Origin of the sequence: Hymenobacter sp. PAMC 26628, from assembly GCF_001562275.1 — a bacterium.
Taxonomy (GTDB): domain Bacteria; phylum Bacteroidota; class Bacteroidia; order Cytophagales; family Hymenobacteraceae; genus Hymenobacter.
Genome location: NZ_CP014304.1, coordinates 3,689,705 through 3,702,687 on the forward strand (window position 1 = coordinate 3,689,705; position 12,983 = coordinate 3,702,687).

Below are 12,983 nucleotides of genomic sequence, written 5' to 3' on the forward strand. Positions count from 1 at the left end.
ACTCCATGAAAGTCAAGCTAAGTACCAAAATATTTGCCGGCATTTTACTGCTGCTGGGGCTGTTTGCAGCGGTGCTGTTTGTGAACTACCGGCTGGCCGTACAAGTAGTGAGCAACGCCCGGGCCGTAGCGGAGTCGCAGCGCGTGTCGGAAGAAGCCAACGGCCTACTGCGCAACATTGTAGACATGGAAACCGGCTTCCGCGGTTACCTGCTCTCAGGCGATGAGCAATCGCTCGACCCTTACTACCAGGGCGAGCGGCAGCTGGTGGGCCGCTTCAACGACCTACGCACGCTGGTGGCCCACAACCCGGCGCAGGTGGGCCACCTCAACCGTTCGCAGCACCTGTTTCAGCAGTGGAGCGCGTACACGCACCTCATCGTCATGGAGAAGCGCCGGGTGCACTTGCAACACCCCGAAATGGAGGCCCTGGCGGGCCTACCTCACCGCCGGCTTGTGGAGGGCCTCACGGGCAAGCAAATTATGGACAACGTGCGCTTCCACCTCAGCCAGTTCGACGTGGTGGAAAACGCTACCCGGGGCCGGCTCGACGCGCGCCGCGACGCCAGCATCGGCCGGGCCCAGTGGATTTCGGTGACCGCGGCCGTGGCGGCGCTGGTACTCGGGCTGGCTTGGGCCGCGTATTTGGCGCAGGGGCTGGCGCGGCGCCTCACGGGCTTGGTGGGCTTGGCCCGCCGCCTCAGCGCCGGCGAGTACGACGCCCAGCTTGTTGATGACAACCAGGACGAGCTGAGCGTGCTTACCGGGGCCCTCAACGGCCTGGGGCGCACCGTGAATACCAACATCGGCCAGCTCGAAGCCCGCAACCGCGAGTTGGACCAATTCGCCTACGTGGTGTCGCACGACCTCAAAGCGCCCTTGCGCGGCATTGAAAGCGCCTCGCGCTGGATTGAGGAGGACATGGGGCCTGACAAGCTGCCGGCTCACATCCGCGAGTTTCTGGGGCTGATGCGCCAGCGGGTGCACCGCATGGAAAACCTCATCACCGGCATCCTCGACCTGGCCCGGGTGGGCCGCGTGACGGAAGTGAACGAAACGGTGTTTGTGCGCCAGCTGCTGCGCGAAATCGCGGCCAACCTCAACCTACCCGCGGGCCTGCACTTCGAGCTGCCGTTCTTTTTGCCCACCCTCGTCACCACGCGGGTGCAGTTGGAGCAGGTGTTCACCAACCTCATCAGCAACGCCGTGAAGTACCACGAGCACCCCGAGCAGGCCAACGTCACCATCGGGTGCGACGACGCGGGCGACTTCTACCGCTTCTCGGTGATGGACGACGGGCCGGGCATTGCGGCGGAGTACCACGAGCGGATTTTTGTCATTTTCCAAACCTTGGTCGAGCGTGACACGCTGGAGAGCACCGGTGTGGGGCTGGCCATTGTGAAGAAGATTGTGGAACGCCAGGGCGGCACCATCGGCATCGAATCAGTGCCCGGGCAGGGGGCCACCTTTGCCTTCACTTGGCCCAAGCAGCCGCCCAGCAGCCAGACTAAATCTGCCAAGGCTAATACCCTTGCGCCCGCCCTGGCTGCTTAAGGCCACTACTTTGCCCTTTCTACGCCCCGGCCCCGCCGGTTTACTTTTCCGCTTATGTCCCCCGAATCTACCCCAAGCATCCTGTTGGTCGAAGACGACCAGATGGACGTTATGAATGTGCAACGCGAGCTGCGCCGCCAGCACATTGAGGTACCGCTCACGCACGCCCGCAACGGCCGCGAGGCCCTGGACCTACTGCGCGGCGAGAACGGCCAAGAGAAAATTGCCAAGCCCAGCCTGGTAATGCTCGACATCAACATGCCCCGGATGAACGGCTTGGAGCTGCTGGCGGCCCTGCGTGCCGACCCCGAGTTTGCCGGTCTGAACGTGTTCATCATGACCACCTCCGACCTCGACGCGGACCGCTTCAAGGCCCAGCAGCTGGCCGTGAGCGGCTACATCATCAAGCCCCTGAGCTTCGAAACCTTCGGCGAAGGCGGCACCAGCGTCGATGGCTTCAGCCTGTTCCTCGACCTGATTCAGCTGAAGCGGTGAGGGCCCCGGGGCCCCGGCCGGCGCTGCTGGCCACCCACACCGGCCTGCCGCTCGAAGCCGGCCTCGACGAGGCCGGGCGGGGCTGCCTGGCGGGGCCCGTGTTTGCGGCGGCTGTTATCCTGCCGCCCGGTTTTGCCCCGCCCCTGCTGCGCGATTCCAAGCAGCTTAGTGCCCGGCAGCGCAACTTGCTGCGCCCGCTCATTTGCGCCGAGGCCGTGGCCTGGGCCGTGGGCGAAGCTTCGGAAGAGGAGATTGGGGCCCTGAACATTGCCCAGGCCAGCTACCTGGCCATGCACCGAGCCGTAGCCGCGCTAACCGTGGCGCCGGCCCACCTGTTGGTCGATGGCAACCGCTTTCGGCCCTTGGCTGGGTTTGCCCACACCTGCGTGGTGGGCGGCGACGGCCTGTACCGCAGCATCGCCGCCGCCTCGGTGCTCGCCAAAACCTTCCGCGACGAGCGCATGGCCGCCCTCGACCGCGAGTTTCCCGCCTACGGCTGGGCCCAGAATGCGGGCTACCCCACCGCGGCCCACCGGGCGGCCATCCGGGCCCACGGGCCGTCGCCGCGGCACCGCCCGGGTTTTCGGCTGCTGTAGCCGGGGCCCAAACGAGGTTCTTGACTACGTAAAAGCCCCAACCTCGTGATGGAGGCCGGGGCTTTTGCAGGGGACGTTGGGCGCAGCTAGTGGCTGCCAGCCGAATCGCCTTTGGTAACGTCGTCGTTTTCACCGCGGCGCTGGCCCTGGCTGTCGCGGGGGCCCTCGGCGTCGGAGATTTCGTCGTCTTCGTCAGTGCTCACGTATTCGTTGGTGGTGGGGCCGAGGCCGTTTTTAGCTTCCAAGTCGGCTTCGGCCTGGGCGTGCTTCAGGGTAAAAAGCGGGTCGGACGGGTCGGGGGCGGCGGCTTTATTGGGCGGGGTTTGGGCCATGGGCAGGGCCCCGGGGCCGGGAAGTGGGCGGCGCGGGGCTGTCCGGTTTTACGCAGGCGGCCCGAACGGGTTCGGGGCCCCAAAATCCTAAGACAAAAAAGGCCGTTGCCCGGGGGCAACGGCCTTAATAAGCAGCAGGGCCGGCCGGAAGCTGTCTACCCCAGCTTTTTGGCCAACCCCGCCAGCGCACGAGAGGTCCTTCCTTTCCACATTTCCAGCCCGTGCGGGGCACTTATGGCAACAAACTTACAGCGGGCTTCGGATGGTTGTTTATTTATTTAGACTAGTTCAGTACTATCCTCTGCGAAATGGCGATATTCCTCTCCGAACGGCGCCGTAGCGGCGGGCACCGCGTAGTTTTGCCGTGCGCGCGGCCCTTGCCCGCGCCGCCCGTGCCCATGCTTTCTGACGCCGAACTCGACGAAACCCACAACCCCTGGCGCGTGCTCGCCAGCGCCGTGAAATACCAAAACCCTTGGATTTCAGTACGTGAAGACCAAGTGTTGAACCCCGCCGGGGGGCCCGGCATCTACGGCGTGGTGAGCATGAAGAACAAGGCCATCGGCATCATTCCCGTCGATGCCGAGGGCAATACCTGGCTCGTGGGCCAGTACCGCTACCCGCTCAACGAGTACAGCTGGGAGATTCCGATGGGCGGGGGCCCCGTAGAGCTCGACGTGCTGGAATCGGCCCAGCGCGAGCTGCGCGAGGAAACGGGCCTGCTGGCCGCCCGCTGGACGCGCATCGCCCGCTTGCACACCTCCAACTCCGTCACCGACGAAGAGGGCTTCGTGTACCTGGCCGAAGATCTGACGCTGGGCGAAACCGAGCCCGAAGAAACCGAGGACCTGCGCCTCTGGAAGCTGCCCCTGGCCGAGGCCGTGCGCATGGCCATGGACGACCGCATCACCGACGGCATCAGCGTGGCGGGCTTGCTGAAGGCTGAGCGCATTTTGGCGGCGCGCGCCAAGGGCTAACTTTGCCCGGACTATGCGCCACTTGTTTCGCTACCTGGGCCACCGCCTCTACACCACCTGGGCCACGTTTTGGTTCGTGCTGCCGTTCGTGGTCACCTACCCCTGGCAGTGGTGGCTGGGGCGCACGCCGGCCAGCTACCCGGCGCTGCACCGCATCTACAGCGGCTGGGCCAGGTTCTCGATAGCGTTATGGGGCGTGCCGATTGAGGAAATCCACGAGGAAGCGGGGCCCCTGCCCAGCCCCTGCGTGTACGTGGCCAACCACGGCTCTTACATCGACATCATGCTGATGTTTAAAACGATACCCGGCTACCTCAACATGATGGGCAAGCACTCGCTGGCCAAGGTGCCGCTGTGGGGGCCCCTATTCGGCAAGGTCTACATCACCGTGGACCGGGCCAGCGCCGTGAGCCGCGGCCGGGCCCTGGTGGCGGCCCGGCAGGGCCTGGCCGCCGGGCGCAGCATCGCCATCTTTGCCGAGGGGCGCATTTCGCCCACGCCCGGCCGCGCGCTGCTGCCGTTTCAGGACGGCGCGTTTCAGCTGGCCATTGCCGCCGGCGTGCCCATCGTGCCCGTGGGCATGCCGCTGAACCACCTGTTCATGCCCGACGTGAAGGGCAGCCTGCGGGTGCGCTACCACCGCCTCAAAATTGTGTTCCACCCCGCCATTTCCACCGCCGGCCTCACCGCCGCCGACGTGCCTGCCCTCAAGGCCCGCGTGGCCGCCCTGCTCACCGCCGACTTCCTGCCCGAAGGCGCCGAGAAACCGGGCCCCAGCACGTGGCGGTGAAGCAGCGAATTATTAAGGCACAAATACTGACACAGCTATAAAGAACGGTCATGCTCATCTGGCGTCCGCGCAGCCGAAGCATCTCTCTCGCGTAACTAATCCAATCGATTCAACGAAGCGGTAGAGATGCTTCGACAGGCTCAGCATGACGGCATTGCCTAACTCATAACTTTTAACTCATAACTCATAACTCAGCGAAATGAGCACCGACTTAGCTACCCTGCGCGGCCTCGCCCACCTGGCCCGCCTCGAATTTGATACCGCCCACGAGCAGCAGATGCTCGGCGACCTGAACAACATCCTCGACTTCGTGGCCCAGCTGGAGGCCGTGGACACGACCGACGTGGAGCCGCTGGTGCACTTGTCGCAGGAAATTAACGTGCTGCGCGACGACGAAGGCCGCAACACCGTGAGCCACCAGGAGGGCCTGCGCAACGCCCCGCGCAAGGATTCGGATTACTTCCGGGTGCCCAAAGTGCTCGACTAGTTGGCGCCTCCTGCACTCCCCGGGGGCCCCGGCCGCGCGTGGCGGCCCCGGCCCCTGGCCGGGCTAGCGGCGCTGGCCGTGGGCCTGGCGGTTTACTACTACTTCACGGGGCCGGCGGCCACGCTGCCCCTGCTGCTGGTGCCGCACCTGCTGGCCCAGCCCCTTACCCTGCAAACCCTGGCCGTGGGGCCCCTGGCGCTGCCCGTGCAAGCCAGCGGCTTCGTGGTGAGCCTGACGCACGACCTGGCGGGGCCCTTCGCGCAGCCGGCGGCCGCTACCTGGCTGGTGGCGCTGCTGGCGGGGGCCCTGGCGGGCTGGGTAGCGGTGGCCACCACGCTGCGGCGCACGGCCTTCGTGGCGGCGCTGGTGCCGGTCATCTTCCTGCTGATGTCGCTCAACCTGGACTTGGTGGGCGTCTTTTCGGTGGAAAAACAGTATTTCCTGGCCCTGAGCCTGGCACTGGTGGGCGGGCTGGCCTTCGGGCTGCACGCCTACGGCGAGCGGGTGCCGCTGGCCGGGCGCGGGGCGCTGTGCGCGGCGCTGGTGGCCGGGCTGGGGGCCCTGCTGGCCTTCCGCGGCCAGCTGCCGCCCGCCGAGCTGGCCTTGCACCTGGCCGCCTACGCCACCCCGGGCGGGGCGGTGCTGGTGGCGGCGCTGGTGCTGTGGGTGGGCATCGAAAACGTGCGCGGCCTGCTGTGGCTGGCCGGCCGCGGGGCTTCGACGGGCACGGGCCTGGGGCCCTTTGTGGGCGCTAGCTTGGTGTACATCGGCCTGCTGGCCGGGTGGTTCTGGACCGACGGCCAGCTGACACTATACCGCGGCGTAGGCCTCGACCCGCTGGTGCTGCTGCTGCCGGCGGTGCTGGTGGGGGGGCTGGGCCTGCGCCTGCGGGGCCCCAGCTACGCCGCCTGGGTGCCCTACGCGCCGGGCGTGGTCCAGTTCTACCCGCTGCTGCTGATGGCCAGCGGCGGCACCCTGGCCTATGCCCTGGCTACTGATAATACGCCCCTGCTGGCGGCGGCGCGCGGCTTCAGCGGCTTGGCGCTATTGGGGCTGGGGTTCGCGTTTTTTGGGTACGTGCTCATCAACTTTGGGCCCCTGGTGCGGCAGCGACTGCCGGTGTACCGGGTGGCGTTTGCACCACGGCGGCTGCCGTTCTACACAGTGTACGTGCTGGGCGTGGGGGCCCTGCTGGCCGTGCAGCTGCGCCTCGACTGGCCGCTGCTGGCGCAGGTGCGCGCCGGCATGTTCAACTACCTCGGCGACCTGGGCCGCCGCCAGAGCGAAGCCCGCCCCGACGACCTCGGCCTGGCCCTGCTGGCCGAGCGCTACTACGCCGAAAGCGGCGACGTGCTCGACCGCAACAACCTGCACGCCCAGTTGGGCCGGGCGGCGCTGTACCGCTTCCGCGAGCAGCGCCAGAACGAGCTGAACGCCCTGCGCCGGGCCCTGCTGCCGGCTCCCAACGAGAAAGTCTCGCTGCGCGTGGCCGCCCTCGGCACCGCGCCCCAGGACTTGTTCAACAACCTCGACGCCCTGCGCCAGGGCCTGCGCCGCCAGCCCACCAGCGCCGCCCTGGCCGGTGACCTGGCCCAGTTGTTCACCCAAACGGCCCTCACCGACTCGGTGGCTATTTACCTGGACCGTACCGAGCGGCTGGCCCCTGGCTCCTACCCCAGCCGCACCAACCGCCTGGCCTTTTTGCTGCAACAAAACCTACTGCCCGACGCCCAAAAGCTGGCCGCCGGCTTCCAGCCCGCAGCCGATGAGCCCACTCTAGCCAGCAACTTGCTGCTACTACGGCTACTGCAACACCGGCCCGCGGCGGGGGCCCCCAGCGTGGCCGACGGCGACCTCGACGCGGCGCAGTTTGCGGCGGTGTATCACGCGGCACTGGCGGCAGCCAGCCAGGCGCGCCCCGCGCTGCTGCCCACGCTGACGCGCCTGGCCGCTCGCCCGGCCAACGCGCCTTATTACGAGCAGTTGCTGTTTTTACAGGCCCTCACGCGCCACGCGCTGGGGCAAGAGCAAGTGGCCCGGCAGCTGCTGGCCCCGCTGGCGGCGGGCACCAGCGCCACTGCCGGCTACTACCAGCAGCTGCTGGGCCTGTGGCAGTTGCAGCAAGGCCAGTACGCCACGGCGGCCGACCAGCTTGCCCTAGCGGCCAGCCACGGCGCTACCACCGCCCCATTGGCGCGCGCTGGGGCCCTGCTGCTGGCCGACCGCGCCGATTCGGCCCGCACCGCACTGGCCCGCATCGCGGCGGCGCCCGATACGGCGCTGCGCCGCGCCGCCGCGCCCCTAGCGGGGGCCTTACCCGGGGCCGATGTAGGCCAGTGGCGCACCGCTTTTGCCGCGCGCTATCCACGAGTGGGGACGCCTTGGCTGGCGCAAGCGCGGGCGGCCGGTGCGGGGCCCCAAGCGGCGGGCTTGTACCAGCGTATCGTGCGCGAAGCCCCGTTTAATGAGCCGGCGGTGCTGGCGGCAGCGGCCTTCTACACCCAGCGGCGCGACTACTCGGCGGCCTACAACGCGCTGCAAGCGGGCCTGGCCGAAAACCCCGGCTCGCTGGCGCTGTTGCAAGCTTACGTGCTGGCCGCGGCCGACGCGGGCTTGTCGGATTACGCCACCGATGCCCTGGCCCGGGTACGGCAGCAGGTGCCGGCTGAGGCTTTCGCGGCGCTCCAGGCGCAGTTTGCGGCGCGCCGGGCGGCCCACGCGACTTTTTAAGCCTTTCTTTCGACTCGTTTTCCGCACCCACTTATGCAACCGAACGTCATCGAAACCCACAACATTTCCCGGATGTACCGCATGGGCACCGAGGAAATTCACGCCCTGCGCTCCATCAGCATCACCATTCCGCGGGGCGAGTACGTGGCGTTCATGGGGCCCTCGGGCTCGGGCAAGTCCACGCTGATGAACATTGTGGGCTGCCTCGACACGCCCAGCGGCGGCCAGTACATCCTCAACGGCCAGGACGTGAGCCGCATGAGCGACAACGCCCTGGCCCAGGTCCGCAACAAGGAAATCGGCTTCGTCTTCCAAACCTTCAACCTGCTGCCCCGCGCCTCGTCGCTCGACAACGTAGCCCTGCCGCTGATTTATGCCGGCTACGGCAAGCGCGAGCGCGACGAGCGGGCCATGCACGCGCTGCAAAGCGTGGGCCTGGGCGACCGTGCCAAACACCGCCCCAATGAGCTCAGCGGCGGCCAGCGCCAGCGCGTAGCCATCGCGAGGGCCCTGGTCAACAACCCCAGCATCATCCTGGCCGACGAACCCACCGGCAACCTCGACAGCAAAACGAGCTACGAAATCATGGATTTGTTCGAGGCGCTGTACGCCAAGGGCAACACCATCATCATGGTAACGCACGAGGAGGACATTGCCCGCTACGCCCACCGCATCGTGCGCCTGCGCGACGGCCTAGTAGAATCCGACGAAGTGAATACGGAAGTGGCCATCCACACGATACTTGGTTGAATGAGTTAATGATAGAATGGGTGAATGACCGATTAGCAGCTATCCAAACAGGGGGTTGTCATTCCGAAGCAGGAGGAATCTGAGGACTGTCCTTACCTGATTTTACCCAGATTCCTCTCTCCACTTAATGCGTGGAATGTCGGAACGACAACCCTCTCATTTAGTTCGATAGCCACGAAGCCGCACTTTCTAACAAAAAGCCCATTCCTTCATTCTACCATTCTACCATTCACCCATTTAAAGAATGAAAATTTACACCCGCACCGGCGACCAAGGCCTTACCTCGCTCATCGGCGGCACCCGCGTATCCAAGGGCAGCCTGCGCATTGAGGCCTATGGCACCGTGGATGAGCTGAATTCGCACGTGGGCCTGCTGCGCGACCAGGACATCAACGCCCCGCGCCGGCCGCTGCTGAAGGAACTACAAGACCGGCTCTTCACCGTCGGCTCGGCCTTAGCCGCCGACCCCGAGAAGTCGCGCATGAAGTTGCCCGACCTGCACGACGCCGACGTGAAGCTGTTGGAAGACGAAATGGACCGCATGAACGAGGAGCTGCCCGAGCTGCGGGCCTTCATCCTGCCCGGCGGCCACCCCGCCGTGAGCATGGCCCACGTGGCCCGCTGCGTGTGCCGCCGGGCCGAGCGCCTGGCCATCCACCTGCGCGAGGAGTCGTTCGTGGCCGATTTAGTGGTGATGTACCTCAACCGCCTCTCCGATTACCTGTTTGTGCTGAGCCGCTACATGGCCCACGAGCTGGGCGTGGAGGAAGTGACCTGGAAGGCCCGGGTGTAGCCCGCCCAACCGGCCGGGGCCCCCAGTCGTACCTTCGCCGTCCCCCACCCCCGTTCTTAGCCCGTTACTTTTTCAGTTTATGCTCGACACCCTCGCCATCCGCACCCAGCGCACCGATGCCTCCCGCATTGCCGAGCGCGACGCCACTCCGCTGGAGTTCGGCAAAGTGTTTTCCGACCACATGTTCCTGGCCGAGTACCGCGGCGGCGAGTGGCACAACGCCCAGATTTTGCCCTTTGGCGACCTGCCCGTGAGCCCGGCCAATTCAGCCCTGCACTATGGCCAGGCCATTTTTGAGGGCATGAAAGCTTACCCTACCGCCGATGGCGGCGTGGCCCTGTTTCGGCCCCTCGACAACTGGGCCCGCCTCAACGCTTCGGCCGAGCGCATGTGCATGCCCCCCATTCCTGAGGAGCTATTTATGCAGGGCCTTAAGGAATTGGTGAGCCTCGATGCACACTGGCTGCCCAAGGTGGCTGGCGGGGCCCTCTACATTCGCCCCTTCATGTTCGCCACCGACGGCACGCTGGGCGTGCGGCCCTCCGAAACTTACCTGTTCTCCATCATCACCTGCCCCGTCGACCTGTACTACAGCAAGCCGCTGCGCGTGCGCTTCGAGCAGAAGTACGTGCGCTCGGCCGAGGGCGGCGCGGGCTTCGCCAAAAACGCGGGCAACTACGGCGCCGCCATGTACCCCACCAAGCTGGCCCAGCAGGAAGGCTACCACCAGCTCATCTGGACCGACGCCTCGGAGCACCAGTACGTGGAGGAATCGGGCACGATGAATATCGTATTTATCATTGACGGCAAACTCATTACCCCGTCAATCAGCACGTCTATTCTCGACGGCATCACCCGTCGTTCGGTACTCCAGTTGGCCCGCGACATGGGCGTAGCCGTGGAAGAGCGCCGCGTGAGCAGCCGCGAAGTCATTGGGGCCCTGCAAGCCGGCACGCTGCAAGAAGCCTTCGGCGTGGGCACGGCGGCCACCATCGCTCCCATTGCCACCATCGGTTACGAAGGCCACGACTACGAACTGCCCACCCCGGGCCCCGATGCGCTGTCGAAGCAGATTGGCGCGGCCCTCGGAGCCATCCGCAACGGCCAGGCCCCCGACCCGTACGGCTGGGTAGTGCCGGTGGGCGAATAGCTGATTGGGAGAATCTATTTTACACAGAGAACGTCATGCTGAGCTTGCCGAAGCATCTCTACCGCGGCAGTAATCATAATTAGTTGAGCAGTAGAGATGCTTCGGCTGCGCGGACGCCAGACGAGCATAACCGCCTGATTTCGGCAATGCAAAAAAAGGCAGCCGGTCCCGCAACGGGCCGGCCGCCTTTTTTTGCGGACCTTTGCCCGTTCCAACTCCACCCATCCCATTCAACACTCCTAAGAATGACTCAAGACCACGTGCGGGACTTGAAGGGCCGCGCCGAGGCCCTAAGGAGGTATCTTTGACTACGATACCCGCAAAAACCAAGTGACCGCGGCCGAGGCCGAAACCCTGGCTCCCGACTTCTGGGACGACTCCAAGGCGGCCGAAACCAAGCTCCGCGAAATCAAGGCCATCAAAACCTGGACCGACGACTTCGAGGCCGTGCAGCAAGCCGTGGCCGATGTGGAAGTGCTCTTCGACTTTTACAAGGAAGGCGAGGCAACCGAAGCAGAGCTCCAAGCCGAATTTGACGGGGCCCAGCAGAAAGTGGAGGCCCTAGAATTCAAGCGGATGCTCTCCAACGAAGAAGACCAGTTGCCGGCCGTCATCGAAATTAACCCCGGAGCGGGCGGCACCGAAAGCCAGGACTGGGCCGAGATGCTCATGCGCATGTACATCATGTGGGGCGAGCGCCACGGCTTCGGCGTGCGCCAGCTCAGCTACCAGCCCGGCGAGGGCGCGGGCATCAAGTCGGCCTCGCTGGAAATCGACGGACCCTTTGCCTATGGCTACCTCAAGAGCGAGATTGGCGTGCACCGCCTCGTGCGCATGTCGCCGTTCGACAGCAGCGGCCGGCGGCACACTTCGTTCGCGTCGGTGTTTGCCTACCCGGTGGTCGACGACACGATTGTCATTGACATCAATCCCGCCGATATCTCCTGGGACACGTTCCGGGCCGGCGGCGCGGGCGGCCAGAACGTGAACAAGGTCGAAACCGCCGTGCGCCTCACCCACGCGCCGTCGGGCATCGTCATCGCCGTGCAAATCGAACGCAGCCAACTCATGAACAAGGAGCACGCCCTGCGCATGCTCCGCTCGCGCCTCTACCAAGTGGAGATGGACAAGCGCCACGCCGAGCGCGATAAGATAGAAGCCACTAAAAAGCGCATCGACTTCGGCTCCCAAATCCGCAACTACGTGCTGCACCCGTACAAGCTCATCAAGGACCTGCGCACCGGCATCGAGCGCACCGACGTACAAAACGTGCTGGACGGCGACCTGGACGAGTATATCAAAGGTTTCCTGATGCAGCACTAGAGGCTGTTCTGTACTGAGGGTTAAATTTGGGGTATGGCGACAACGCGGTGTTACCCCAGTGATATTTCGGACGATGAATGGGCATTTGTGTGCCCCTACCTGTGCTTGATGCGTGAAGATGCGCCCCAACGGGAACACCCGTTGCGCGCCCTCTTTAATGGCTTGCGCTATCTGGCCCACACAGGTTGCCCCTGGCGTTACCTGCCCCACGACCTGCCGCCCTGGGCGGCCGTGTACCAGCAATGGGAGCGCTGGCGGGACGCCCGCGTATTCGAACGTATCGTACACGACTTGAATGAGTTGCAGCGAATGTTACTGGGCCGGGCAGCTACACCCACGGCCGTCATTTTTGACGGGCGCACGCTGCAAAGCACGCCTGAGAGTGGACACCGGGCGGGCTATGACGGAGCCAAACGGCGCAAGGGAAGTAAAGCGCACATCGCCGTGGATACGCTGGGCCACCTGCTGAGCGTGGTCGTCACCCCGGCTAATGAGCAGGAGCGGGCGCAGGTGGGCGAGCTATGTCGGCAGGTGCAGGAAGTGACGGGTCAAACGGTCGAGGTCAGCTTCGGCGACCAGGGGTATACGGGGGAGGACCCGGAGTACGAAGCGGCGGTGCATGACATTGACTTGCAAGTAATTATGAAACCAGAAGGGCAGACTGGTTTTGTATTATTGCCCCGCCGGTGGGTGGTCGAACGCAGCTTTGCCTGGTGCAGCCGCTTTCGGCGGCTGGCCCGCGACCACGAGCGCTTGAGTCAGACCTTACAGCAGCTTCATTTTGTCGTTTTTGCCTGTATTATGCTCGCCCGACACGCTTCAAGTACATAACAGGCTCTAGGGGCGCTATAGCTCTCACTAAAGCAAGCCCGCCGGGGCTGGGGCCCTAAAGGAGGCCACCAGCCCCGGCGGGCTTCGCATTTAGCAGTTGGCGGTCGCTTTTCCAACGGAGCCGCAAGCGACGAAGACAAACACGTGAACTACAGGCCAGCACGAAACCATAATAC

Annotated in this window: 13 protein-coding genes; 12 read left to right on the forward strand and 1 reads right to left on the reverse strand. The window is 65.0% G+C overall.

All coding sequences use genetic code 11. The features are described from left to right. Nucleotides 1-5 precede the first annotated feature (5 nt). From AXW84_RS16050 to AXW84_RS16060, 3 genes are read left to right on the forward strand one after another with little or no spacing between them, the layout of a single operon-like run. Nucleotides 6-1,553, forward strand: a complete 1,548-nt coding sequence (locus AXW84_RS16050) for a sensor histidine kinase (RefSeq protein ID WP_071891437.1) — start codon at nucleotides 6-8, stop codon at nucleotides 1,551-1,553. A 54-nt stretch (nucleotides 1,554-1,607) separates the two neighbouring features. After that, nucleotides 1,608-2,048: a response regulator gene (locus AXW84_RS16055; protein WP_068235404.1), complete on the forward strand. Its 441-nt coding sequence runs from the start codon at nucleotides 1,608-1,610 to the stop codon at nucleotides 2,046-2,048. Beyond that, nucleotides 2,045-2,644 carry a ribonuclease HII gene (locus tag AXW84_RS16060; protein WP_236943150.1) on the forward strand — a complete coding sequence of 200 codons (600 nt, stop codon included), beginning with the start codon at nucleotides 2,045-2,047 and terminating at the stop codon, nucleotides 2,642-2,644. Before AXW84_RS16055 ends, AXW84_RS16060 begins: the two co-directional genes overlap by 4 nt. A gap of 86 nt (nucleotides 2,645-2,730) precedes the next feature. Here AXW84_RS16060 and AXW84_RS16065 read toward each other — a convergent pair whose 3' ends face one another. Beyond that, a complete protein-coding gene (locus AXW84_RS16065; protein WP_068235407.1) occupies nucleotides 2,731-2,976 on the reverse strand; it encodes a hypothetical protein in 246 nt (81 codons plus the stop codon). 398 nt (nucleotides 2,977-3,374) lie between these two features. On the opposite strand from AXW84_RS16065, the gene AXW84_RS16070 reads away from it, so the two are divergent. The 9 genes from AXW84_RS16070 to AXW84_RS16110 all read left to right on the forward strand — a co-directional run bounded on the left by AXW84_RS16070 (nucleotide 3,375) and on the right by AXW84_RS16110 (nucleotide 12,807). Continuing rightward, nucleotides 3,375-3,953: an NUDIX domain-containing protein gene (locus AXW84_RS16070; RefSeq protein ID WP_068239562.1), complete on the forward strand. Its 579-nt coding sequence runs from the start codon at nucleotides 3,375-3,377 to the stop codon at nucleotides 3,951-3,953. A gap of 13 nt (nucleotides 3,954-3,966) precedes the next feature. Beyond that, nucleotides 3,967-4,743 (forward strand): lysophospholipid acyltransferase family protein, encoded by a 777-nt coding sequence (locus tag AXW84_RS16075; protein WP_068235410.1) that lies wholly within the window; start codon nucleotides 3,967-3,969, stop codon nucleotides 4,741-4,743. Nucleotides 4,744-4,942: 199 nt separating this feature from the next. After that, on the forward strand, nucleotides 4,943-5,230 hold the full coding sequence (gene gatC, locus AXW84_RS16080) for an Asp-tRNA(Asn)/Glu-tRNA(Gln) amidotransferase subunit GatC (protein ID WP_068235413.1): 288 nt from the start codon (nucleotides 4,943-4,945) through the stop codon (nucleotides 5,228-5,230). Beyond that, the gene (locus AXW84_RS16085) at nucleotides 5,231-7,960 is read left to right on the forward strand and encodes a hypothetical protein (protein WP_068235414.1); all 2,730 of its coding nucleotides are present in this window, start codon (nucleotides 5,231-5,233) and stop codon (nucleotides 7,958-7,960) included. 33 nt (nucleotides 7,961-7,993) lie between these two features. Then, nucleotides 7,994-8,710: an ABC transporter ATP-binding protein gene (locus AXW84_RS16090; RefSeq protein WP_068235417.1), complete on the forward strand. Its 717-nt coding sequence runs from the start codon at nucleotides 7,994-7,996 to the stop codon at nucleotides 8,708-8,710. Nucleotides 8,711-8,954: 244 nt separating this feature from the next. Then, on the forward strand, nucleotides 8,955-9,503 hold the full coding sequence (locus AXW84_RS16095; RefSeq protein ID WP_068235419.1) for a cob(I)yrinic acid a,c-diamide adenosyltransferase: 549 nt from the start codon (nucleotides 8,955-8,957) through the stop codon (nucleotides 9,501-9,503). Nucleotides 9,504-9,582: 79 nt separating this feature from the next. Continuing rightward, nucleotides 9,583-10,653 carry a branched-chain amino acid aminotransferase gene (locus AXW84_RS16100; RefSeq protein WP_068235425.1) on the forward strand — a complete coding sequence of 357 codons (1,071 nt, stop codon included), beginning with the start codon at nucleotides 9,583-9,585 and terminating at the stop codon, nucleotides 10,651-10,653. 245 nt (nucleotides 10,654-10,898) lie between these two features. Then, nucleotides 10,899-11,976, forward strand: a protein-coding gene (gene prfB, locus AXW84_RS16105) for a peptide chain release factor 2 (RefSeq protein ID WP_204248385.1) whose coding sequence is annotated in 2 segments (ribosomal slippage) — nucleotides 10,899-10,949 and nucleotides 10,951-11,976 — 1,077 coding nt in all. Because the reading frame shifts where the segments join, the coding sequence is not laid out codon by codon here. A 33-nt stretch (nucleotides 11,977-12,009) separates the two neighbouring features. Further along, on the forward strand, nucleotides 12,010-12,807 hold the full coding sequence (locus AXW84_RS16110; protein ID WP_068230369.1) for an IS5 family transposase: 798 nt from the start codon (nucleotides 12,010-12,012) through the stop codon (nucleotides 12,805-12,807). Nucleotides 12,808-12,983 lie beyond the last annotated feature (176 nt).

Bases quoted from the DNA above. Each gene is read 5' to 3' on its own strand.
- AXW84_RS16050 (WP_071891437.1), top strand. From the start codon at position 6: ATGAAAGTCAAGCTAAGTACCAAAATATTTGCCGGCATTTTACTGCTG.
- AXW84_RS16055 (WP_068235404.1), top strand. From the start codon at position 1,608: ATGTCCCCCGAATCTACCCCAAGCATCCTGTTGGTCGAAGACGACCAG.
- AXW84_RS16065 (WP_068235407.1), bottom strand. From the start codon at position 2,976: ATGGCCCAAACCCCGCCCAATAAAGCCGCCGCCCCCGACCCGTCCGAC.
- AXW84_RS16070 (WP_068239562.1), top strand. From the start codon at position 3,375: ATGCTTTCTGACGCCGAACTCGACGAAACCCACAACCCCTGGCGCGTG.
- AXW84_RS16075 (WP_068235410.1), top strand. From the start codon at position 3,967: ATGCGCCACTTGTTTCGCTACCTGGGCCACCGCCTCTACACCACCTGG.
- gatC (WP_068235413.1), top strand. From the start codon at position 4,943: ATGAGCACCGACTTAGCTACCCTGCGCGGCCTCGCCCACCTGGCCCGC.
- AXW84_RS16090 (WP_068235417.1), top strand. From the start codon at position 7,994: ATGCAACCGAACGTCATCGAAACCCACAACATTTCCCGGATGTACCGC.
- AXW84_RS16095 (WP_068235419.1), top strand. From the start codon at position 8,955: ATGAAAATTTACACCCGCACCGGCGACCAAGGCCTTACCTCGCTCATC.
- AXW84_RS16100 (WP_068235425.1), top strand. From the start codon at position 9,583: ATGCTCGACACCCTCGCCATCCGCACCCAGCGCACCGATGCCTCCCGC.
- AXW84_RS16110 (WP_068230369.1), top strand. From the start codon at position 12,010: ATGGCGACAACGCGGTGTTACCCCAGTGATATTTCGGACGATGAATGG.